Below are 22,424 nucleotides of genomic sequence, written 5' to 3'. Positions count from 1 at the left end.
AGTTTCCGTTACTGGCGATTGCGACGGGCGCTACGGCCAGCCAGCAACAGGATGAGGACCAACAGGATGCCACCCGGAATCAGCCACAACAGCGACGGCTTGCGCCAGGCGTCGAGGCCCTTGGGTTCTTCGTTGTCGATCAATTGGCTGCCACTTGGATCCTGGGTGTCGAAGGTGGTCAGTGCACCGTTGTCACCGAGGATGGCCACGTCGCCGCGGGTCAGCAGAATCTGTTTGGCGAAGCGTGGCGCGTCATTGCCCAGGGCGCGATAGACCAGACCATGCTGGCCGCCGGCATCCACCACTTGCAACGAGGCCAGGTGGTTGAGGGGATGGATGTCCAACAACATCTGATCCTTGTGATTGATGCGCAAGCGACCCTGATCATCGACCTGCACCGATTCCTTACTGTCCTTGACCGGCAGCTCGAAGGCGAGAAAGGCTTTGTCCGGCGTGACCGAAACCTTTGGGTCGGCGCTGACGTTCAGTTGCGCCCGCAGCGGCGAAACACCGACGGCGTCAGCCACCGAAATAACCTGCGGCAAGCTGCTCGCCGGATGATCGAGGTAGGCCTGTGGTACGAGAATTTGCGTGTCCATGGCAAAGCGCGCGGCCATGCCGGAAAAGTCATCAGCCAGCGCGGTTTTTTCCAGCACGATGTGGCTGGTCGGCAGCACCGAAACCGGGAAGGCTTGTGGTGTTTCCAGGCAACGATCGCTGACCGGCTGACGCTGGAACGACACGCGCAGCACGTTCTTCGAACCCAGGGCGTAACGCGGGATACGTGCTTCGATGCGTTGCTGTTCACCGTTGGCCACGAGCTGTTGCGCGCCAATCAGGTAATCGTTGAGAAACAGCGAGGCCACCGGCGCGGTGTCAGAGGCACCGGGGGCGGCAGATACATCGACCACCGCCTTCACCGGCAGGCGACCGTCGTAGGCCACGCTGCCCAGAGGGAACGAGGTGCTCCAATCGGATTTGGCCAGCACTTCAATGGCGTCGGGGTTTCCGCCCAGGCGCGACAAGGCCACACGACCGTCGGCGCTCAATGGCATTTGTGCTTCGCTGACCGTCAATTGGCGGCTGCGTGCCAGTGCGTTCCAGGCAGTGCTGAACAGCGCCAGCGCCTTGCCGGTTGCTTGCGGCGCGATCATCAGCACCGGGCGGGTGCCCAGCAATGCCAGGCGTATGTTGTCGGTACCGGTGGCGGCCAGACCTGCATTGATATGCCGCTCACGCCATTGCGTGAAGGCGTTGGCTGCCGTTGCGTCGAGACCCTGAATCTGGCTCTGCAGCGCGTCCAGCGATTCATTGACGGCTTTGAGCAGTTGCGGGTCGTTGATTGCCAGATCCGCCTGGACGTTCGGCGTCTGCCCCAACATCAACAGCGCACCGATTTGCGCCGGGTTGGCCAGAACGTGCGGGCCTTGGCCATTGAGGCTGGCAAACGCTGGAATAGCCAGCAGTTCGGCCGGGATGCGCAGGCCGGTCAGGTCGACAGTGTCTTGTACGGCGGGGAAGGGCAGAACGCGGCTGTGCTTGCCAATCCGCTCCAGTGCCACACCGAGACGCCAGGCCGCATCGTAGCTGTCGGCGGACAAGGTGCCCGGCGCGACCATGATCCCCGGTTTGCCAGGCAATGCCGTCCAGGCAGCACCGACGTCCTGTAACTGGCTGGCGTCATAGCTGTAATTGAGGCGAGTGTCCGGTTCGATACGCAATACATTGCCGATCGCGCGTTCGTCTTCGCACAACACACGGGACACGACTGACGACCAGGCAATGCCCAGACGCAGCGAGCCGTTGTCACGCGCTTTCTTGTCCACGCCCAGTGTGGCGCTGGCATCACCTTGGGCTTCGCTGAGCCCTTCGGCGCGCACGGGATAGCCGTCCAGCGACAGCAGCAATGTGTTGCGACCGCCTTCACCATTCAGGTAGCTGGCGTCGAAATTCAGTGTGGCATCCGTCAACGGCACACCCGCCGGCACTGGCAAATACAATTCGCGGCGGGCATCGGTGGAGCCGAGGATGATCGGTGCATCGATCCCCAGATCGCTCAAGCGGATCTCACGCTCTTGTCGGGTGTCGGCGTTGAGCCGGTTGATCGCCTGGGTGAGCGGGCTGTCCGCGGCCAAGGCAAAGGTCGGCATGAGCGCGAGCAGGCTCACGCCACAGGCAAGGGCGCTGAGCGTGCCCGTATGGATGGCAACGGAAGACTTCATTCAGGTAGATCTCGAGCTGATAAGGGGAGGAGCGGTTTGGTTTAAAGAGAAGTGAAGGCCGGGAGACTTTTCTCGGGTACAGGTACTCCCGACAGGTGGTGCAGGAACTTGGGCAATCGCACCCCAGCCACGACGAAATCATCGACCGGGCGCCCCATCAGGGCATCGACGATGCGCGCACTGGCCTTGCCATCGCCGTAAGGGTTGGCCGCCTGGGAGCATCGGCGCCACAGCAGGTCGTCATCGAACAATGCGTTGACGCCAGCGATGATCGAGTCCGGCGAGGTGCCGACCAGGCGCACAGTGCCCGCCGCGACAGCTTCCGGGCGTTCGGTCACATCACGCATGACCAGCACCGGCTTGCCCAGGGACGGTGCTTCTTCCTGCACGCCACCGGAGTCAGTGAGGATCACATGCGCCCGTTGCATCAGGCGCACGAAGGCCAGGTAGTCCAGCGGATTGATCAGGTGCACGTTGGGCAGATCGCCCAACTGCTCGGTGACCGGGCCCAGGACGTTGGGGTTCAAATGCACCGGATAGACGATCTGGATATCAGCGCGTCGGGCCAGGTGGCTCAAAGCCTTGCAGATATCGAGGAATCCTTCGCCGAAGTTTTCCCGGCGATGCCCGGTGACCAGCAGCACCTTGCGGCCGGTTTGCAGGAACGAGAACTGCCGGTCCAGGCTTGCACGCAGGTCTGCGTCCTGCTCGATACGTCGCGCTGTCATCTGCAACGCGTCGATCACCGTATTGCCGGTCACGAAGGTGCGACCCTGCAGGCGTTCGTCGAGCAGGTTCTGGCGCGACTCGTGGGTCGGCGCAAACAGCATGTCCGCACCGAGGTCGATGCAGCGGCGGTTCATTTCTTCCGGCCAGGGGCTGTAGATATCACCGGTTCGCAGCCCGGCTTCAACATGACCGACTGGAATGCGTCGATGGAACGCAGCCATTGAGGCAACCATGGCCGAGGTGGTGTCACCATGTACCAGCACCCGGTCCGGGCAAGTCTTTTCCAGCACGGGGTCAATCGCCCCGTAAAGCGCCGCGGTCAATGAGTTGAGCGACTGGTGCGGCGTCATCACATCGAGGGTGTAATCGGCCTTGAGGTCGAACAGATCCAACACCTGTTTAAGCATGCTTTGATGTTGGCCGGTAATGCATATCTGCGAATGAATGCCAGGTTCCGCAGCGAGGGCTTTGACCAAAGGCGCCATCTTGATGGCTTCTGGACGGGTACCGAAGATCGAAAGAATTTTAATCTTTGAATGATGGCGAACGATGATGTCTTCCTTGCGCAGTTTTAGTGCGCAGCACAATAGCTGGCCCAAGTTTTATTGAAACTTGAGCAAGCTAGCGTTGTTTGAATTTAGTAAAGGCCGGGTAATCAGTGTGAGATCTGATGTTCACTTCATGTGAGGTATGTGTCGCCTGGGGAAACCCGGAACTGGCCGGATTATTAGCATCGAAGGCGAATATTTTAAAGTGTTATATCTGTTTTTTAATTAAATAATCAAGCTTGGAACTTTTATATTTGTGGTCGGTCTTTTCTGGTTTCTTGTAATTTGTGGGCGGTTTTTTTAGATTATTATTTAATATCCAACTTTTTGTTTTTTCTTGTTATTTTATAATTTTAGTCCGTTCGTCAGTGCGATTGAATTACTCATTGGTGGTAATGGTCGCGGTCTACGTAGTAGATCGACACGTCCTCGGGTAATAGTTGTGGCGGTCACTAAAATGACGCCTGAATATTGTCGCCTTGAAGTAAGACTTGTGTGGGGCAGTAGCTTTTTTACGCATGCGACACTGCGCATTAGTAGCGTTAGGGATATTCAATTTGGAAAAAACTTCGCCGACATATTGGATCCGTGATGCACCGCAGCTTTTGGCCGACAAATGCCGGTGCGTAGATTGTGCTCTCCGTATTTATTTTCGTCCTCACCAAATAGCGTAGACCGATACTGACACATACAGCAGAGCAATCGAAGTATCCCAATTGCTACCGAGTTGGTGTGGTTGCCCTGCTTACGTTGTTAATCCCCCCATAGGCATTTTTACGAGAAAAGTGGTTCCGCGCTCGCTGTCGGAAGTCACATCTATAGTCCCCAAGTGCGCAGCCACGATCTCGGAAGCGATGTACAGACCTAGGCCAAGGCCAGTGCTAGGACCTAGATCAAGAGACGCGTGCTGAGAGAAACGTCCCATGGGGTTAAAGATGAAGGGCAGAATGTCCTCCGGGATAGGCTCGCCGAGATTATGGACGACGAACACGACGCTGCTGTCAGATACCTCCAGTGAAACCTTAATCGGGAAACGCAGATCACCATGCTGCACGGCATTGCTGAGCAGATTGGAAAACACCTGTTCCATGCGGGCGCCATCGAATTCACCGCGAGCCGACGCCCCCACTTTGAAGACAATATCCGCGCTTGAATGAAAAGTGCGGATCTCTTCAACTATTCGTATGCATAGTGGCGTTAGGTCGATGTCTTCCTTTTTGATGGGAATCCCAGGGCCCATTTGGCAGCGGGTTAGATCCAGCAAGTCGCCAACGATCCGGCTAGCTCGACTTACGCTGGTGTATATCCCCGATGCAATTTTAGTCTCCCGCGCCCCCAGCTCATCCGAGCGCCGCAAAACATCGGCACCCAGCAAAATAGCCCCCAGTGGCGTGCGCAAATCATGGCCAAGGATGCCTAAAAAAACGTTGCGTGAGGCCTCCACTACACGCGAGTAGCTAGCAATAGACTCAGCGAGCGCCTGGTCTATGGCTTCGTTGAAGCGAATCATATCGTCCACTTCCAAAACTGTCCCTGCCTTCATCTGCCCCAGCCATTGACTGAGTACGCTTGTCCTCAGCGCTCGATATTCAGATACCATCTGATCCAGCGTGAACCCCGCCATTAAACGCGTTACTGCATGGGTTTCCGCAGGGGTTTCCAACTCCTCCATAGGAGCATTGCCCTGGGCCTTGGCGATTTGCTCTTGCGCAGACTGGTAGGTGCACAGGTCTATCGCTATTGCACGCAGCATCTGTTCGGCGTGATCCCGTAGAGCCTTGGGGTCCAGTGCTTCGCCGGGGACCTCAATGGTTCTTGCGAAGTCTTCCCAAGCTTGGAGAATTGGCTCAAGGTTCTTGATGATGAAGTCAGATAGGCGCATGCCAGTGATCCTGATTATGGAGTCGTAATCGAGGTCGAAAACGGGAACGAAACAGCACAAGCTGAATTAGAGCATCGATTCGGCCGCCTGGCATGGTTTGTCTACATCGAGAGCCTGCGCTACCAACGCAAAATCTCAGCCCCCCTGCGCTTTACTAGTGCATCAAGTGTTGCCGCTGACCGAAAACTGACCCAGTAAAGGCTGTTCTGCCGACTTAAAACTGACCCAGGTGTTCAACTGCTTCTGCTCAATTTTTGAGCAGGAGAACACAGGGTGATCAGCATGGAAATGATGGCCAAAATTCGGCGCATGTATTTTCGCGACATGCTGTCGCTGCATCAGATAGCCAAGCGAACCGGGCTGTCGAGAAACACCATACGGAAATGGGTCAGAGCGCCCGAAGCTACTCAGCCGGCGTACCAGCGGTGCGCAGCCTTCAACAAACTCAGTCCATTTCACGAGACGCTGGAGCAGGCGCTCAAGGCCGATTTCGTTTCGGGCAAAGCACAACCGCAGGAGCGCCACAGCACTCTTTGAGCAGATCAAGGCCGAGGGTTACGACGGCGGCTACAGCCAGCTCACAGCGTTTGTACGCTCGTGGCGAGGTGAGCAAGGCAAGTCTTTGCGCGCCTTTGTACCGTTGACGTTCGCACTCGCAGAGGCCTTTCAGTTCGACTGGAGCGAAGAAGGTCTTCTGATTGGCGGCCTGTTCCGACGCATCCAGGTGTCCCACATGAAGCTGCATATTGGACGGGGCCATGTCACGGACTTGGTTAAGCCCTCGGTATCCTAGAACATGGCGGCGACGCTCGAGAGCGGTGCCGGCAGAAACTGCGGAACATGCATGGAAAAAGTTCTTGTTACGCCACCAGCTGGTGGCGCGTCGTTATGACATCAGTCGGGAGGCACAGGACGCGTACGCGCTGCAGTCACAAAAGCGGACCGCGGCTGGCGTGAAGGTCTGGCCTCTTGCCAGCCCTACCGGTGAGTCATTCAAGAGTTAGTTCGAGAAGAGAAGATGAATAACAAGACAACTCAGGTGGTGGTCGGGGCCTGGCGATCCGCTATCCAGCGCGACTGTGACTGGCGCTGTATTGATGCCTTTGGCCATGTCAACAACTTGATCTACCTAGACTGGTGTCAGGAGGCGCGTAGTCGTCATTTCGCACTGGTGGCCGGTCATTTTCCAGGACAGGGCGGGATTGGACTGGTGGTGCGCTCGGTCGAGTTCACCTATCACAAGTCGATGTTACTGGGTGAACAGGCCCTGATAACCACTCGTCTCAAGCGGATGGGGAGTACTAGCTTCGTGCAAGAGTACGCAATATGGAACGGCGAACTGTGTGGCGAAGGGGCTGTAACCTGTGTGTTTTACGATGTTCAGGCCGGCACCAAGGCGAACCCGTGTCAGGCGCTACGGAATGCAATGATTGTGCGTGAGCCGCTGCTCGGATCACCGGCAGGTCTCCAAGTGGAAGAGATCGATTGATGACCAATGCCCAGCACGTTGCGTTAATAACAATGGCCAGCGATTAATCCGCTTTCCATTCGACAGCGATACTCCATCATCGACGAACTCGACGAGTCAAACTCAATATCGGTTTCCACTGCCCGTTTTTATCATTCATTGGCACCACGTTCATGAGATCAACGATTAAGGAGCCAGACTCGTCCACTGCGATATGCCCTGAAACTTCTCCTACCCTCCAGATTCTCAGCTTCCTTGGCCGTCCTGAAGGGCCACTGGTTCTGCGCAGCAAACAACTTGGCTGATTGCCTCAAGGTGACGTTTATATCTCGCGCACCTGTCGAAAGACTGCAATTTGCTTAACCCTCACGCAATCACAGCCATTAAAAAAAGCGGCCCTTTGGCACCTATAACATCGTTTCTCGGAGGCGCTGCTTTTCACTATATTGGCCGTCAGATCCGGTGAGTGACTCAACATTCGCCACCCTCAGTGCGAGTAGTCTTAATGAATAAAAAACCAGGCAACGCAGGGTTTGTAAATGCCGGTGCGGGAACCCGCGCAGTGTGGGGCGGGGAGCACGTCAGGCATCCCTACAATGCGACTCAAACGCCGATCGTGGTCAGTGCCGCTTACGGTTATGACGACATTGATGTCTGGTACGACGTGGCGTTGGGCAAGGCCCCTGGATTTATTTACAGCCGCATGAGCAACCCGACAGTCGAGACTCTCGAGGCAAAGATTCGCGAGTTGGAGCTGGCCGAATCAGCCGTGGCTTTCAGCAGCGGAATGGCGGCGATCAGCAGTGTGCTTTACACCTTCCTGGCCAATGGCGATCGTGTGGTGTCGACCAAGGACAGCTATGGCGGCACCAACAAGATTTTCGAAGAATTCCTGCCACGTACCGGTGTGAACGTGACGTTGTGCGAGACGTTCGATCACGAAGAAATCGAACGTGAAATCGCCAAAGGTTGCCAATTGGTGTACCTGGAAACGCCGACCAACCCGACGCTGAAAATACTCGATATCGAGCGTCTGGTGGCTGCAGCCAAGCGTGTCGGTGCCACGGTGGTGGCGGATAACACCGTCGCCACGCCGTTGAATCAGAACCCGCTGGGACTGGGGGTGGATGTGGTCATTCACAGTGCCACCAAATTTCTCAGCGGCCATGGCGACGTGCTGGGCGGCCTGGTGTGCGGTAGTGAATCGCTGATGGCCAAGGTTCGTCATTACCGGGAAATCAACGGTGCAGCGCTTGACCCGTTCTCTGCCTACATGATCATTCGCGGTATGAAAACCCTGGTGCTGCGCATGCGTCAGCAGCAAAATAGTGCCCGTGTACTGGCCGAGTACCTCTGCGTCGAACCGTTGGTGGAGTCGGTCAATTATCCCGGTTTGCCCGGCCATCCGAATCATGCGGTGGCGTGCGCGCAAATGTCCGGCTTCGGTGCAATCGTCAGCTTTGTTGTGGCGGGCGGCATGGACACGGTGAAGGTGCTCTTGCCACGACTGCGATTTGCCCACTGCGCTGGCAATCTCGGTGCGGTGGAAACCATCTACGGTCCCGCGCGAACCACCAGCCATGTCGAGAACACGCAGGAGGAACGACTGGCCCTGGGTATTTCAGAAGGGCTGGTGCGGATATCTGTCGGCATCGAAGACACCGACGATCTGCTCGACGACCTGAAACAGGCGTTCGCATTTGTCAGAGGGTCTGGCAACGAACCCGCACAATCAAATACGCAGCTTTCAATCAATGAAGGTTGCGCCGGAATTACAAACTGAAGCATTAGCGTAAAACCTCACTGCAAGGAGGTGAGTGGGGCGTTCATGAAGTGGAATAATAATAAAACTTAGTGGCGATCTGTTTTTACTCTGCCGAGTCAATCATCGCAGACGTTAATTCGTGCCCTAATAACTTTCATGAGAACAACCATGTCCATAAAAGAAGAACAACTTAATACACATTCCGGTTTTAAACAGGAAATGCAGACACGGCATATTGTCATGTTGGCATTAGGCGGCGTCATTGGTACCGGGCTGTTTCTCACGTCCGGGTACACGGTTAACCAGGCCGGTCCCTTGGGAGCGGTGATCGCTTACATTATCGGCGCGCTCATGGTTTACATGGTGATGATGTGCCTGGGCGAATTGGCGGTGCAGATGCCGGAAACCGGTTCATTCAGTACTTACGCCACCCGTTATCTCGGGCCTGGAACCGGCTATACCGTGGCTTGGTTGTATTGGCTGACCTGGACGGTGGCCATCGGTTCTGAATTCACCGCTGCCGGCATCTTAATGGCGCGTTGGTTCCCGGATACACCGGTATGGATCTGGAGTGCCTTGTTTGCAGGCCTGGTGTTTCTGACCAATGTGATTTCGGTGCGTCTGTTCGCTGAGACCGAGTTCTGGTTATCTTTGGTGAAGGTGGTGACCGTAATAGTGTTTCTGATGATCGGCGGTGGCGCAATTCTCGGTCTGCTGCACATCGAGCAGGGCCACAGTATCGGGTTGAGCAACTTTACTCGCGAAGGACTTTTTCCTACCGGAATCATGCCGATAGCAATGACGTTGCTGGCGGTGTCTTTTGCGTTCTCCGGCACTGAATTGATCGGTATTGCCGCTGGGGAAACCAAGGACCCGCAGCGCAACGTACCGCGTGCCATTCGCACGACGGTGCTGCGCCTGGCGATCTTTTTCGTGGGGACCATTTTCGTCCTTGCGACACTATTGCCCCGAGAACAGGCCGGTCTCGTCGAGAGTCCATTCGTCACTGTGTTCACTTACATTGGGATTCCGTATTCGGCAGACATCATGAACTTTGTGATCATCAGTGCCTTGCTGTCAGCCGCCAACTCCGGTTTGTATGCCGCGTCACGGATGCTCTGGACGCTGAGTGATCAGGGTCATCTGCCCAAGCGGTTCTCGGCCCTGACTCGCATGGGTACGCCGCTCAACGCCATTATAGTCAGCATGGCGGGTGGGGCTGCCTCGTTGCTCAGCAGCGTGTTTGCCGCCGACACTATCTATCTGGCTCTGGTGTCGATCTCCGGATTGGCGGTCGTTGTGGTCTGGATGAGCATAGCCGCGAGCCAGATTGCTTTTCGCCGTCACTTTGTGGCCAACGGCGGTGACATCCGCGACTTGAAATTCCGTGTCCGGGGTTATCCATGGGTGCCGTTGGGAGCGCTGGTCTGCTGCAGTCTGGCATGTGTGGGGATTGCGTTCGATCCGGAGCAGCGAGTAGCGTTGTACTTCGGTTTGCCATTCATCGCCTGGTGCTATTTCGTGTATTACATTACCCGTAAAAGCCGCGAGCAACGCTTGTCGGTTGTCCCCTTGCCACAACCGTCCGACGCGATCTAGTCAGCGTCGACGGGATGGGCAAGCGTGCTCGGTGGAGGGGGCGTCCAAGAGGTTCAAGCCATGAAGCAAAAGACGCTACCCCCATTGAACTGGCTGCGGGCATTCGAGGTGTCTGCCCGCTGTTTGAACTTCACCCATGCCGCCGAAGAGCTGTTTTTGACCCAGGGGGCGGTCAGTCAGCAGATCCGCCAACTGGAGAGCCATCTTGGGGTGGCGCTCTTCAAACGCTTGCCACGCGGCTTGGGACTGACCGAGGAAGGCCAGGCATATCTGCCAGTGGTGCAGGATGCGATCACGCGACTGGCAGTGGGGACCAACGAAATTTTCGGCCAGCACAAACGTCGGCCGATCAAGGTGCGCGGCAGCCTGGCGTTTTTCGTGCATTGGCTAGCGCCCAAGCTGGCGGGGTTTAGCCAGGCGCATCCGCATGTCGATATCCGATATATAAGCAATATCTGGGTAAAGGAACTGGACGGTGAGGATGACATGGAAATTCGCTGGGGCCACGGTCAATGGCCCGGCCTTGTGTCGCAGCGCCTGAGCTGGGACACGCTGTTCCCGGTCTGCTCGCCGGACCTGATGGCGATGTCACCGCTGACGGTACCTGCTGATGTGTCGCACCATCCGCTGTTGCATGTTTTGGGTTACGAAGAGGGTTGGGGTTACTGGTTGAACATGGTCGGTGCGGATACCGTCGACTCCTCGACGGGTATGCAGTTCGACACATTGATCTCCACTTTGCGCATGGCCGAGCTAGGGCAGGGGATTGCCCTGGCGCGGTCCTCGATGGTGGAGGAGATGCTTCAGGACGGACGGTTGGTCGAACCCTTTACCCTGCGTATTGAAGCCAGCGAGTCTTTTTACCTTGTGCGCGGTTCCGGGGCCGAGCAGCACCCCGACGCGGTGAAATTTTCCACCTGGCTTGTCGAGCAGGCACATCGTTTCAAATGAATGGCCGGAGCCAACCATGCGCTATGTGAGTACCCGAAATTCGACTGTGCAGGTCGACTTCGAACAGGTCGTATTGTCTGGAATTGCCGACGACGGTGGGCTGTTCGTACCGCTCGAACTGCCGCTGTTTGAATCGCATGACATCGCCAACTGGTCGACCCTGCCCTATGACGAACTGGCTTACAGGGTGATCAGTCCGTTTGTGGGTGAGTCGATCCCCGAGACAGACCTCAAGCGCTTGCTCAAAGAAGCTGGCAGCCAATTCAGCCATCGTTCCCTTGCACCTTTGCATCAGGTCGATCGTAACGAGTGGGTGCTGGAGCTGTTCCACGGGCCGACTCGCTCCTCGAAGGATTTTGCCGCTCAGTTGCAGGCGCGGCTGGTGCCGTATTTTCTGCGCAAGCGTGGGCGTCGCGGGGTGGTGATCGGCGCCACCAACGGCGATACCGGGCTGGCCGCCATTGAGGCGTTCAAGCACTGCGAGGACACCCTGGTGATGGTGTTTTACCCGGAGGCGGGCGTGCCTCGGGACCAACTCCAGCATCTGCAAGCAGCCGCGCACCCAAGGGTTCATCAGTTCGCAGTGAATGGCAGCTTCGACGAATGCCAGACCATTGTCACCCGGCTGTTCCGACAATGGCCGTATGCGCAGTACGAGGTGATCGGTTTCAACTCCAGTAATTGGGTCAGTGTGTTGGCGCAACTGGTGTTTTACTTCCACGCCGTGTTGCAACTGGGCGGTGGTCAACGTCCGATCGGTTTCAGCGTACCAGCGGCGAGTTTTGCCGAGGTGTATGCAGGCTACATCGCACAAAAAATGGGCCTGCCGATTACCCAGATGATTGTTGCAACCAACCAGAATGATGCGTTGCATCAGTTGTTTCAGAAGAACTACTACAGCAGGTCACGAGCCAACAAGACGTTGTCACCGGCCATGGACCTGTCGATTTTTTCCAATCTGGAACGGTTCCTTTGGGAGTTATACGGGCGTGACGACCAGGCGGTGTGTGCCCTGATGGAGGGGTTCGAGTCCAGCGGCGAGATGGTCATTGCCAACGAGTTCTGGTTGCAGGCGCGGATGATCATCGACTCCTATGCGGTCAGTGATGAGCAGACGCTGAAGGAGATTACTTCGCTGTATCGCGACACCGGATACGTCATCGACCCGCATACGGCCACTGGTGTGCTGGCCGCCCGGCTATATCGGCGAAGCCTGGTGGCGCCAATGGTGACTCTGGGGGAAATCTCACCGGTCAAGTCGGCGGCACTGCTTGGCGAGTTGGGCATCAGTGTCGCGAGGCCGCAACCTGGGGTCGCGACGCAAGGGCAGGCGCAGGTTTACCGGATTGAGCCGGACGACCTAGACACCATCCATGAGCTGCTCGGCGCGCTGTGATGGCGCGGAAACAGGAGGCCAAGTGAAGCGAATTCTGGACCCTCTCGATGAACACATCATCGCGGAACTACAGCTCAATGCCAGGGCTGCACATGCCGAGCTGGCAGCCAAGGTCAACCTGTCACGCAATGCGGTACGTCAGCGCATCGAACGACTTGAACGCGACGGGGTAATACAGGGATATACGGTGAAAACCGGGGAGGGACGACAAGCCGCTTCGAACATCAACGCTGTGATTTTCGTTTACCGCTACGACCGGATGCGTGGCGCAGATGTACTGCAAGCGCTGCGGGAAATTCCAGAAGTCCTCCAGTGCGATGTGATGAGCGGCGAGTTCGACCTGATGCTGCGGGTCGGCGCGGCTAGCCCACAGCGGGTGCACAAGGTTTGGACCGAAATTGCCGCATTGCCCGGCGTGGAAAACACGGTGACTTCCTTCGTATTGTCGTCTGTCGTGTAGCCGCTTTTCGTGCAGCCAAAAGCCAACCTGTATTGGCTTTTTTTACGCCTGAAGCTTTGCTCTGGCTCTGGTCAAAACGCCCACAAAATAGAGCAAATTGGCCTATTTCACTGCCCTGGCCTCATCCCTAACCTAGTACTCAACAACCCATCACCTGGATCAGGGGCATAACAAAATGACTGAATACAAATTGGCGCTGGTTGGATTTGGCGGTGTTAACCGGGCGTTGGCTCAACTGATTGCCGAACGTAACGAACAGTGGAAGACAGAATTGGGTTTCACCCTGAAAATTGTCGGTGTGACTGACTTGTTTCTTGGTTCGGTGATTGGCCGCGAAGGGCTGGACGCCAATGTGCTTGCCCAATTACCGGCAGTCAAAGGTGCAATGGCGCAACTGTCGGGTGGCGATGTCATAGCCCTCAATGAAGCGGTGATCAAGGATTCCGGAGCGGACATCATTGTTGAAGCCACCTTTACCAACCCGGTAGACGGTGAGCCGGCAACTTCGTTCTGCCGTTGGGCGCTAGAGGGTGGCCAGCATGTCGTCACCACCAACAAGGGACCCATTGCCTTGCACGGTAGCGAGCTCAAAGCACTGGCTCGACGCAACAACGTCGCGTTTGAGTACGAAGGTTCGGTGATGAGTGGCACGCCAGTCATTCGTCTGGCCAAGCAGGCGCTGGCCGGTAGTTCCATTGTCGGTTTTGAAGGCATTCTCAATGGCACGTCCAACTTCGTGCTCACCAGTATGGAAGGCGGCCTTAGGTTTGCCGAGGCCGTCGTCAAGGCTCAGGAACTGGGCTACGCCGAAGCCGACCCGACAGCCGATGTCGAGGGGCATGACGTGCGCCTCAAGATGGTGATCCTGGCCAACGAACTGCTGGATGCCAAGCTCACTGTCAGCGACGTCACGTGCAGCGGCATTTCATCCCTCAGCCTTGGCGACATCGAAAAAGCCCGGCAGGACGGCGCTCGCTGGAAGCTGATCGGGTCGGCAGTGCGCCATGCCGACGGCTCGATCAGTGCCAATGTCGAACCGCGGCTGTTGAACAATGACCATCCGCTGGCCAGTGTTGGCGGTGCGACCAATGCGGTGTCGTTTACCAGCGAACTGCTCGGTGCGGTGACAATTTCGGGGCCGGGAGCCGGGCGTACGGAAACGGCGTTTGCGCTGCTCTCCGACATCATCAGCATTCATCAATCCATTGCACGCAACCAGGAGTAACGCCTGTGAAATTATCGCGCCTGGTTCTAAATGTCATGGAGCCGCCCATTGAAGTCTTTAACGCCTATGACGGTTCCGTCATCGGCAGCGTAACAAATGTCTGTGCGTCGCAAGTTCCGCAGTTGTTGGAGACGGGACGCAGCGGTGCACTAGCGTGCGCCGCGTTAGCTCGTCATCGTCGGGCTCGAATTCTGGAGCAAGCCGCAATCAACATCGAACGTGATGCCGATGTGTTTGCCAGGCTGATCGTCGACGAGGCCGGGAAGACCCTCAAACAGGCGGAAAAGGAGGTCAAGCGTTGCGTCAACACCCTCAAGCTGTCGGCCGAGGAGGCCAGGCGCAATGCCGGGGAGGTGGTGCCTTTTGACGCTTATGAAGGTTCCGAATCGCGTCAGGGCTGGTTTTCCCGTGAACCTCTGGGTCTTATTGTTGCGATCACGCCGTACAACGATCCGTTGAACCTGGTGGCGCATAAACTCGGACCGGCCATTGCGGGCGGTAACGCGGTGATTCTCAAACCATCCGAGCTCGCGCCATTGTCGGCGATTAAACTGGTGTCTTATCTGGTCGCAGCGGGCTTGCCTGAATCAGTGGTTACAGTGGCCACCGGCGGCGCGGAACTGGGCAAGGCGTTAGTCGCCGCCCGTGAGGTACGGATGATTTCCTTCACCGGCGGTTTCGTCACCGCAGAGCAGATCGCCCGCACGGCTGGGTTGAAGAAACTGGCTATGGATCTGGGCGGCAATGCGCCGGTAATCGTCATGGACGATTGCGACCTTGAGGCGGCTGTCGAGAGTTGTGTGTCCGGAGCGTTTTGGGCCGCGGGGCAGAACTGCGTAGGCACCCAGCGCTTGCTGATTCAGGCGTCGATTTATGAAGCGTTCCGAGAGCGTTTTGTCAGTCAAGCCCGTGCGCTTGTGGTCGGCAATCCATTACTGGCCGATACCGATATCGGCCCCATGATTACTGCGCAAGCCGCGCAGAATGCCGAGCAAGTGGTGAACGAGGCCTTGCAAGAGGGCGCCACGTTGCTCTGCGGCCATCGGCGTGAAGGATCGTGCTATGCCGCCACCGTATTGGAAAATGTCGATCACGCCAGTCGACTCTGGCGCAATGAAGTCTTCGCTCCGGTGGTGGTATTGCAGTGCTTTGAGTCTTTCGACGAAGCCATCGATTTGGCCAATGAACCCGAATACAGCCTGCATGCGGGGATCTTCACCAATGATCTGGCAACGGCGATGAGCGCCGCACGAAGGATCGAAGCCGGAGGGGTAATGATCAACGACTCTTCCGACTACCGCTTCGATGCGATGCCGTTTGGCGGTTCGAAGTACGGTAGCCTGGGCCGGGAAGGCGTGCGATTTGCCTATGAGGAAATGACTCAGCCCAAGGTGGTGTGCTTGAACACGTTGCGCTAGTCGATGCGCGGCAACTGTGTCGGGTCGTATGGCGTTGGGTCGGTTTTGTCACCTCCCCAATGCGTTTTGCTGAATGTGGAGTCTTCACTCGCATGAGAATAGAGCCTACTGCGGAGTTCATTAGGCAGTCTAAGAGAAACTCTGAAAAAGACTTCCAGGTTTGGTGAAATACGCTTCTCACATGAACAGAACGGTTGAGCCCAGATGAAACAGATGTCCTTCGCCGATGCCGAGTATGCCGGCAAGCGTAAGTAGACCCGCCGCGAGCGCTTCCAGCCATCCTGACCATGCGTCGACAGCTTGCATAAGAGGAGGGCGGCTAGGCGCCGATTACCGCAGCACAGGCGCTAAACATCACCACTGATTTGATGCAGAGCCTGCCTCTTTCAAGCCAGGGTAATCATTGAGCGCAAGGCTAGACTCACCATCGTCCATTGGCTCGCGCACTGATTTATGTATCACTCCGGCTTCAGCATCCGCACGCATCTGATCGAGCTCCCTGTGAAATGCCTTGTCCTGAACCGTGGGTTTACTGGTGTATGGCTTTCGTTCGGGTTCAGGCTGTGCTGCATAAGTCGTTACCGCATCAGGGTCGTGCTGTAGCTTTTCTTGTACTTGCGATTCCAGCATCACACGTAGCGCATCTTTGTCGGGCCGATTCAGCAATTTGTCACTCCTATTAGGAAACCAGGCACCCAGTAATCGACTGGGCCAGTGGCCGGTTGGGGAACATCCAATCGATCGTGTCGAAAATTTGGGCTGCAGATACAGCCAAAGGATTTAAGGTCGAAGAGAGGAGGCGGATCATCAATTTCTTCCAACACGGCGATCGTGTCAAATTGGGAACATGCCTGGGATGATTCCTTAATCAACGGGAACGCAGGCAGTGAGAGAGTACAAAGCTACGATCCTTTTTCGATTTTCAGGGTGCTGATCATTGGGGTTGGCCTCTATGCGGGTATCCCTGGCTGGATCGGCTTGAACGCATAAGAATGGCAATGTGATAAAGGTGATTGAAAGCCATATCTCCTTGATCGCGAGTTTCCGACTATCACGCCATGCTAACTATGCTAGTTACAAGGCTAAAAATGGTATTCACAAGTCAGTTGGGTGCTATCCAGAGGCATAACGGTGATGGATAGTCCGCGCTCGCAGTCGCCTCGCTGGACATCTTGCTGATGAACTTATGTATGGCTGCTTGGTGTACGTAAGGATATGCTGCCCCCCGAATTCATATATGCCAATAAAAACCAACCACAGTGACGTTATGAGCCAATCAGAGACGCGTGCGACTGCCCTAGCGCTGTATCCAGAGGACTCCCGCGAGGCGGCGGCTCTGCTGAAGCAGGCCGTACCACTGATGGTGCGTCACAACATTCCACCAAATCCCGTGCACTATGCTCTCTGGTACACCTACAGCAAAGGTCAGGAGCCAGAGCTTAATCGCCATCTGGACAGGGTGGTCAAAGACTTCGACTGTTTCCCTCCAGAATCCGCTACGAAGCTTTTCCGCGACTACATCATTCGTAACGAATTGGAGGAGGCGCGCGCAGGGCAACAACAAGCGATCAATCTGGTTGACGACATGGAGCGTAATGTCTCGCGTAGCGTGAATGGCAGTGCCAACTTTCAAGCCAGTCTTGGTCATTGCATGGAAATGCTCGCGGAGCCGGTCGACAAGAGGTTGCCCGCCATTCTGAGCGAGCTGCAACAGAGCACCCAGGTCATGCAGGATCAGCAAGAGCTTTTCCTCTCCCAGCTGCACACAGCGCAAAATGAAATTAAGAGTCTGAGAGACAAGCTCGAGCGAGCCCAGCTGGCGGCATCTTTGGATGGGCTGACTAAGGTGTTGAACCGAGCTACCTTCACTCGCTTGCTGGAGCATGCATTGATCAACACGCCTCACGGGGTGGCATTGGTCATGCTGGATATCGATCATTTCAAGCAGTTCAATGACCGGTATGGCCATCCTTTGGGCGACCGGGTACTTGAGCATGTTGGTCAGGTGTTACGGAACTCAATCCCGCCTCAGGCCTTGGCGGCACGCTATGGTGGTGAAGAGTTCTGTGTAGTCCTGCACGAGTGTTTTGATCTCACCAGTGCTCATACATTTGCTGAGCAGCTGCGCTTAAAAATTCAGGCACTGCGGATCAAGGTTCGTGGCACGGATGAGGTGCTAGACACTGTAACTGCGTCCTTTGGTGTCGCCCTCGCCAAAGCAGGTGACGATGTGGAAAGCCTTCTGATTCGTGCCGATGATGCCCTCTACCAAGCCAAGCGCAGCGGGCGCAACCGAGTGAATTGAAACTGGCGTTCGGACTCTTGCTGCAATCACATAGCTCCACAGGATCATGATTGGATAATTGAAGACCCTTGAGGTGGGTATGGACTCATCAATCAAAAAATATGACCCCGTCGAGACTGTTCAAACAGATATTTGGGCAACGATAGGGCGGCCTTCACGCGGCGCCAGGCCTCCACGACCAAGGTATCCCCTTTTGTGTTTTACAAGCGGTTCGCTTGCACTGTGTAGAGACCCAAGCCGTCATTGATCTCATTGGACGATTGGAGCATTCGGTAGGCGTTTGATGGTGCCGGGATTAGCCTGATTTCATGGTGTTGATCATCCTGCAATGGTGACGTGAACGTCACAGCCCCAACGAGCCGGGTTGGTTGTGCGGATGATTGCAAAGTCGCTTTTAGGCGATTCGGTGATTCTGGTGTTTACGTCCGCGCTGTTGAGCTGCAATGGACTCAAACCTCAGGAATTAGGCAAGGTAGGGGGCGCATATCGTTGTTTTTTGGGATGTATGGCATAGAGGCCAAGTACGGCTTTTAGGTACCGGCGACAAATCAGGCGGCGGGGAGCAAGCCTTTTTGTTTGGCGACATGAGTCGCCAGTGCGTCCATCAAGTCCGGGGACAGGCAGTCATAGGGTTCCAGGCCGATCGAGCGCAGGCGCTCACGGATGGCCTTCATTTGCGCTGGCGGTGTGCCGGTTTCGATGATGGAGGACACGAACGCCGCGAATCCCGGCGCAGCCCATCCGCTCTGCGGCGAAAGCTCGGTGTGGACGAAGTCCAGGCCATAAAACGCATGGTCCTTGTTCTCGATGCGCCCGAAGAGATGGGCGTGGCACTGCTTGCAGGCGTGCCGCTGGATGGTGGCGGTTTCGTCGACAATTTCCAGTTTTTCGCCGTGGGCAATGACGCTGACCTAATCTCGAGGCACCACGCCGATGACGGCGAATGTCGCGTTTTGTGGTTTCCAGTATTTGCTGCAGCCGCACGCGTGGTAATGCAGGGTTTGTGCGTCGATCTTGACCTCGACCTTGTCGGTCGCACACAGGCATTGCAGGGTGCCGCCTGTGAAATTCGCGGCGGCGGGTTAGATACCGTTGTCCAGTGCGGGGTGAAGTTTCAAGGTGCTCACGTTGGCTTCTCCGTTTCAGGGTTTTAGACGAACGTGCCTGGGGCCGAGCTGTTGCCTCCGTCAAGTAGAGCGCCACTAAATGTTCCTGTGGAGAAGTTCCACCCTGACACATAATTGAACAGATGGGCGATGACCGATGTTCATAAGGGGCTGTAACCCTGGATTTTGAAACCCGTCAGTCAGAAATCAGGTTAGAGTGTTCGTCAATGTCTGTTCATAAGCACCCTCCACTCGATTCGCGTAGTCGCGCCAAGCGGTTCCAGCGAACGAACCGGGCAAAAAAACCGTATATCAATCGTTATGTGAAGAATGAATCGTCCGCTGTTTGTTTCTCTAGATGGGCCCAAAGGAGCCGGCAAAACCACACTGTTGGAAGCCGTTACGAAAGTACTGAGGGCAGACAACAAAAAGGTGATCCGACTTTGCGAGAGAAAAAGCGATCCCTTTAGGGGTGAAACAATGACCCTCGTTAACAAACTCGTCAGAAATCCCACCCGGGATTTGGAGTTGGAGGTTTGTGAGCGCTTTGCTGATAGCCGTACCTGGATTTCCCGGCACGTGCTGGCTAAACAGCCACCAGACAGCATCATCTTGATCGATCGCTGGTACCCGTCTGATGCCGCGTTTCGCCGGATAGTCCCGTTTGCAGAAATTCTACAGTTGAACATTGATCGAAACGTGCGAGTGCCAGACCTGCATGTCGGGGTTGTCACCGCCCCTGATGTTTCATGGACGAGGGCAGCGGCACGACGGCGTGGGCTGAGCAGTACCGTGATCCATACGCTGGAAGAACAAGTTGCTTGTACCAAGGCGTTCGAGCGAGCGATTGCAGATCACGGCTGGGTTTTATGCCGTAATGAAGGAACGATCGAAGACGCAACGATGCAGGTGATTTCTGAGATCTATAGAGTCCTTCGATGCCCCGTAGGCGAAGTTCGCTGCGCCGGTTTGTGTTCATGAGCTTCGTTTTTCATGAGTACAAGAGAGGACCTTGGAAGAAGTTCCACTCAGACATTTAACATAATATACATTATGCGTACCGTCCTATACAGAACTGGGGGGCTCTGGTGTTCAGATTTGAAGCCACGCCCAGGCCTCGATTCACTCTGCCGCAGCTCGTGCCTGCACCTCAACGATGTAATTCAGGACGAACGGATCCTGAGAACCTTGCGCCTTGTAATAGCCAACCACATTGGCCAGCGTCCACCGCAGCAACCTCATCAGCACCGGGTCGGAAAATTTCCAGCTGCTCGACTCATACGGATACCGGCTGTTGGTGAACACGTCGCGGTATCTCTCAAAGGAATCTTCCTGGCTGTCCAGGGACAAGCTGCTACGAATCGCTTCGGGCATCGCATGAAACAACGTCAACAGATCGTGCTTATCAGCCGTTTTACGGCTGGTTTTGCCGACGCTTTTCAGATGTTGGTGAGCCGCAGCCAACGCTACAGAGTCGAGTTTGTAGGTCTCGCCGGATGTACCTTGATGTTGGTCAGGCACGGAAATAAAGCTCTTGAGCAGAATTTCCATACCAATCGCCGCATTGACCTGGGCAACGTGCGGTAGGTTCTGCGCGTCCAGAACCTCAGAAGCTTTCAGGTAATTATGAGCGCTTTGAAGCATCCAGCTTGGAAAATGACCCATTGAATACTCCTTTGAATGGGCACCTCAGATGGCTAGAGCCCTTGATTTACGGGGCTTTTTACCGATTAGACGTGTTCTTGAAAGATACCGCACATGCTTGGAAGATAACGAACAAGGATGAGCTACCCGTAGATCATCTGGTGAGCTACCCTACTCCACTAATAATCATGAGCTATAACTACACTAAATGGCTGTTTAGTTTAGTTATAACAAGAAAAGCAAAATAGTGACGATGTACTAAAAACAAAAAAATAGCTCACAATGTGCTGGTGGTAATCGGGTGGTTACAGGGATCTCGCGATCGCACCCCTTTGCTGGATCAAACCAGTTCGTCGATGACGATGTAAAAACGTCCTGCCCTGGTGCTGCAACAGCACCGGCTGAGACCCTCCTCAAGGAGGGTCGAAATTTAGCTCACTCAACAACCAACACCGGCGTGAGAAAAAGAACCAGCTCAGTGCTGGTCGACACGGTTGAACTGCTGGAAAACAACCATTTGAAGCCTGGGATTTTGCCTAAGAACGGGACGCTTCTAACCACGGTTGTATCGACGTCCGAATAAACACCACCCAATGCAATGGTCTGGCCGAAAGGCGAAGAAACACGGGAAGTCAGCGAGGTCGTGTTGATCGGCGGGACGCCATTCATAGCGTTGGAATAATCAGGCTCATCCTTTGAAAGGATCACATCAAGTAACACGCCTTTATCGTTAACAATCGGAGTCACGTCGAGCGACAAAGCAGCCTGCTTGAAGGATGTGGATGTTGCACCATCGCCGGCCGATTGCTGATAAGGAACCTGAGAACCTTTGACAATTTTGGCTTGATGACGGTCAGAGGTATAAACGCGAGGGCTGGAAATCACCCTGCCCCTGCCCTCCTGCTCCATCGCTGAAAGCCTGGCATCGAGTGTCAAAGCGCTTGAGACAATGCCAACAGCACCAATGGCACCAGAGGTAAAGCCAAGCGGCACAGAGCCTGAAACAGTCCCGGCACCGCTGCCTACAGTGCCACCCCATTGAACGCCCAGATTCTTGGAATACGAGCGATCCACCTCGACGATACGAGCCTGGATCATCACTTGCTTCCTGGAGTAATCAACAGCAGCAATCAGGGTTTTGAGTTGCTCTAAACGCGGCTTACTCATTCCGGCAACGATGATCGAAGAACCGTCTTCAAAACTTAGAGTCTCTCCAGGGTCAAGAGGAAATGCTTTTATTGCGTCCGACGCCAAAATGTTATGCACCTTGAAGATCGAAACATCAAAGGAGTTGACGCCAAAGGAAGGACTACTTTGAATTTGCTGATCTTGGGCAGCAGCATATGAATTTGTTGAATAGGAATCACCTGGTCGTGGATAGCCACTAACACGAAGAAACTTACCTTCAACAGTGTATAAAAGGCCCTTTGCAGATGTTACATACTCAATAGCTTCATCCCAAGAAACATCTTTCATCCTCATTGAAAGTGAACCACGAACATTATCGTCCAAGACAAGGTTCAACCCTCGATAATCAGCCAAGAGTTGCAAGGCGTCAGAAACCTTGATCGTCTGGAAATCAAAGTTCAGCGCTTGGGGAGAATCTTCAGCATGAGAGAAAGAAACGAAAGTGAACAGAAACAAAGCGAGAAAAAAGCGCTGTAAAGCTATAAAGGTAACCATGAGAGGATTACAAGTAGTTGGTG

General features: G+C 55.3%; 16 protein-coding genes and 3 pseudogenes. 12 read left to right on the top strand and 7 right to left on the bottom strand.

What is annotated here, in order from left to right; translation table 11 throughout:
- Window positions 1–8 precede the first annotated feature (8 nt).
- The 3 genes from ACMXYH_RS15575 to ACMXYH_RS15565 form a co-directional block, all read right to left on the bottom strand.
- The gene (locus tag ACMXYH_RS15575; protein ID WP_415767634.1) at window positions 9–2,222 is read right to left on the bottom strand and encodes a hypothetical protein; all 2,214 of its coding nucleotides are present in this window, start codon (window positions 2,220–2,222) and stop codon (window positions 9–11) included.
- 41 nt (window positions 2,223–2,263) lie between these two features.
- Complete coding sequence (wecB, locus tag ACMXYH_RS15570; RefSeq protein WP_415767709.1) at window positions 2,264–3,475, bottom strand: non-hydrolyzing UDP-N-acetylglucosamine 2-epimerase; 1,212 nt, start codon at window positions 3,473–3,475, stop codon at window positions 2,264–2,266.
- 769 nt (window positions 3,476–4,244) lie between these two features.
- Window positions 4,245–5,381, bottom strand: a complete 1,137-nt coding sequence (locus ACMXYH_RS15565; RefSeq protein WP_415767633.1) for an ATP-binding protein — start codon at window positions 5,379–5,381, stop codon at window positions 4,245–4,247.
- Between the two features lie 291 nt (window positions 5,382–5,672).
- Between ACMXYH_RS15565 and ACMXYH_RS15560 the strand changes: the two are divergent.
- From ACMXYH_RS15560 to ACMXYH_RS15515, 10 genes and pseudogenes are all read left to right on the top strand, one after another.
- Window positions 5,673–6,135 (top strand): annotated as a pseudogene (locus ACMXYH_RS15560) (IS21 family transposase); the annotation flags it as partial.
- Window positions 6,136–6,250: 115 nt separating this feature from the next.
- Window positions 6,251–6,328: pseudogene (locus ACMXYH_RS15555) on the top strand (hypothetical protein); the annotation flags it as partial.
- 71 nt (window positions 6,329–6,399) lie between these two features.
- Window positions 6,400–6,870, top strand: coding sequence for an acyl-CoA thioesterase (locus ACMXYH_RS15550; protein WP_415767632.1), 471 nt, complete (start codon window positions 6,400–6,402; stop codon window positions 6,868–6,870).
- A 484-nt stretch (window positions 6,871–7,354) separates the two neighbouring features.
- Window positions 7,355–8,632 (top strand): cystathionine gamma-synthase family protein, encoded by a 1,278-nt coding sequence (locus tag ACMXYH_RS15545; protein WP_415767631.1) that lies wholly within the window; start codon window positions 7,355–7,357, stop codon window positions 8,630–8,632.
- Between the two features lie 150 nt (window positions 8,633–8,782).
- Entirely contained in the window at window positions 8,783–10,213 is a 1,431-nt protein-coding gene (locus ACMXYH_RS15540; RefSeq protein ID WP_415767630.1) for an amino acid permease, read from the top strand.
- Window positions 10,214–10,273: 60 nt separating this feature from the next.
- Entirely contained in the window at window positions 10,274–11,164 is an 891-nt protein-coding gene (locus tag ACMXYH_RS15535) for a LysR substrate-binding domain-containing protein (protein ID WP_129444087.1), read from the top strand.
- A gap of 16 nt (window positions 11,165–11,180) precedes the next feature.
- On the top strand, window positions 11,181–12,560 hold the full coding sequence (gene thrC / locus ACMXYH_RS15530; RefSeq protein ID WP_415767629.1) for a threonine synthase: 1,380 nt from the start codon (window positions 11,181–11,183) through the stop codon (window positions 12,558–12,560).
- Window positions 12,561–12,582: 22 nt separating this feature from the next.
- A complete protein-coding gene (locus ACMXYH_RS15525) occupies window positions 12,583–13,020 on the top strand; it encodes an Lrp/AsnC family transcriptional regulator (RefSeq protein WP_129444083.1) in 438 nt (145 codons plus the stop codon).
- A gap of 175 nt (window positions 13,021–13,195) precedes the next feature.
- On the top strand, window positions 13,196–14,245 hold the full coding sequence (locus tag ACMXYH_RS15520) for a homoserine dehydrogenase (RefSeq protein ID WP_415767628.1): 1,050 nt from the start codon (window positions 13,196–13,198) through the stop codon (window positions 14,243–14,245).
- 5 nt (window positions 14,246–14,250) lie between these two features.
- Complete coding sequence (locus tag ACMXYH_RS15515; RefSeq protein WP_415767627.1) at window positions 14,251–15,663, top strand: aldehyde dehydrogenase family protein; 1,413 nt, start codon at window positions 14,251–14,253, stop codon at window positions 15,661–15,663.
- A 354-nt stretch (window positions 15,664–16,017) separates the two neighbouring features.
- Here ACMXYH_RS15515 and ACMXYH_RS15510 read toward each other — a convergent pair whose 3' ends face one another.
- On the bottom strand, window positions 16,018–16,329 hold the full coding sequence (locus ACMXYH_RS15510; RefSeq protein WP_415767626.1) for a hypothetical protein: 312 nt from the start codon (window positions 16,327–16,329) through the stop codon (window positions 16,018–16,020).
- Between the two features lie 601 nt (window positions 16,330–16,930).
- Between ACMXYH_RS15510 and ACMXYH_RS15505 the strand changes: the two genes are divergently transcribed.
- Window positions 16,931–17,968 (top strand): GGDEF domain-containing protein, encoded by a 1,038-nt coding sequence (locus tag ACMXYH_RS15505; protein ID WP_178084155.1) that lies wholly within the window; start codon window positions 16,931–16,933, stop codon window positions 17,966–17,968.
- A gap of 548 nt (window positions 17,969–18,516) precedes the next feature.
- Here ACMXYH_RS15505 and gfa read toward each other — a convergent pair.
- Window positions 18,517–19,095, bottom strand: a pseudogene (gfa, locus tag ACMXYH_RS15500) (S-(hydroxymethyl)glutathione synthase).
- Between the two features lie 309 nt (window positions 19,096–19,404).
- Here gfa and ACMXYH_RS15495 point away from each other — a divergent pair.
- A complete protein-coding gene (locus ACMXYH_RS15495; protein WP_415767625.1) occupies window positions 19,405–20,055 on the top strand; it encodes a dTMP kinase in 651 nt (216 codons plus the stop codon).
- Between the two features lie 141 nt (window positions 20,056–20,196).
- Here the strand turns inward: ACMXYH_RS15495 and ACMXYH_RS15490 are convergent, their stop codons facing one another.
- Together ACMXYH_RS15490 and ACMXYH_RS15485 are read right to left on the bottom strand one after the other, a co-directional pair.
- Window positions 20,197–20,739 (bottom strand): hypothetical protein, encoded by a 543-nt coding sequence (locus ACMXYH_RS15490; protein WP_415767624.1) that lies wholly within the window; start codon window positions 20,737–20,739, stop codon window positions 20,197–20,199.
- 414 nt (window positions 20,740–21,153) lie between these two features.
- Window positions 21,154–22,401: a hypothetical protein gene (locus ACMXYH_RS15485; protein WP_415767623.1), complete on the bottom strand. Its 1,248-nt coding sequence runs from the start codon at window positions 22,399–22,401 to the stop codon at window positions 21,154–21,156.
- Window positions 22,402–22,424: the final 23 nt, after the last annotated feature.

Origin of the sequence: Pseudomonas frigoris (assembly GCF_047758635.1) — a bacterium.
GTDB classification, from domain to species: domain Bacteria; phylum Pseudomonadota; class Gammaproteobacteria; order Pseudomonadales; family Pseudomonadaceae; genus Aquipseudomonas; species Aquipseudomonas frigoris.
This window is presented reverse-complemented; position numbering and strand designations above follow the sequence as displayed.

What these genes read in the sequence shown, in the direction of transcription:
- ACMXYH_RS15575 (WP_415767634.1), bottom strand. Translation starts at nt 2,222, where the DNA reads ATGAAGTCTTCCGTTGCCATCCATACGGGCACGCTCAGCGCCCTTGCC.
- ACMXYH_RS15565 (WP_415767633.1), bottom strand. Translation starts at nt 5,381, where the DNA reads ATGCGCCTATCTGACTTCATCATCAAGAACCTTGAGCCAATTCTCCAA.
- ACMXYH_RS15550 (WP_415767632.1), top strand. Translation starts at nt 6,400, where the DNA reads ATGAATAACAAGACAACTCAGGTGGTGGTCGGGGCCTGGCGATCCGCT.
- ACMXYH_RS15545 (WP_415767631.1), top strand. Translation starts at nt 7,355, where the DNA reads ATGAATAAAAAACCAGGCAACGCAGGGTTTGTAAATGCCGGTGCGGGA.
- ACMXYH_RS15540 (WP_415767630.1), top strand. Translation starts at nt 8,783, where the DNA reads ATGTCCATAAAAGAAGAACAACTTAATACACATTCCGGTTTTAAACAG.
- ACMXYH_RS15535 (WP_129444087.1), top strand. Translation starts at nt 10,274, where the DNA reads ATGAAGCAAAAGACGCTACCCCCATTGAACTGGCTGCGGGCATTCGAG.
- thrC (WP_415767629.1), top strand. Translation starts at nt 11,181, where the DNA reads ATGCGCTATGTGAGTACCCGAAATTCGACTGTGCAGGTCGACTTCGAA.
- ACMXYH_RS15520 (WP_415767628.1), top strand. Translation starts at nt 13,196, where the DNA reads ATGACTGAATACAAATTGGCGCTGGTTGGATTTGGCGGTGTTAACCGG.
- ACMXYH_RS15505 (WP_178084155.1), top strand. Translation starts at nt 16,931, where the DNA reads ATGAGCCAATCAGAGACGCGTGCGACTGCCCTAGCGCTGTATCCAGAG.
- ACMXYH_RS15495 (WP_415767625.1), top strand. Translation starts at nt 19,405, where the DNA reads ATGAATCGTCCGCTGTTTGTTTCTCTAGATGGGCCCAAAGGAGCCGGC.
- ACMXYH_RS15490 (WP_415767624.1), bottom strand. Translation starts at nt 20,739, where the DNA reads ATGGGTCATTTTCCAAGCTGGATGCTTCAAAGCGCTCATAATTACCTG.
- ACMXYH_RS15485 (WP_415767623.1), bottom strand. Translation starts at nt 22,401, where the DNA reads ATGGTTACCTTTATAGCTTTACAGCGCTTTTTTCTCGCTTTGTTTCTG.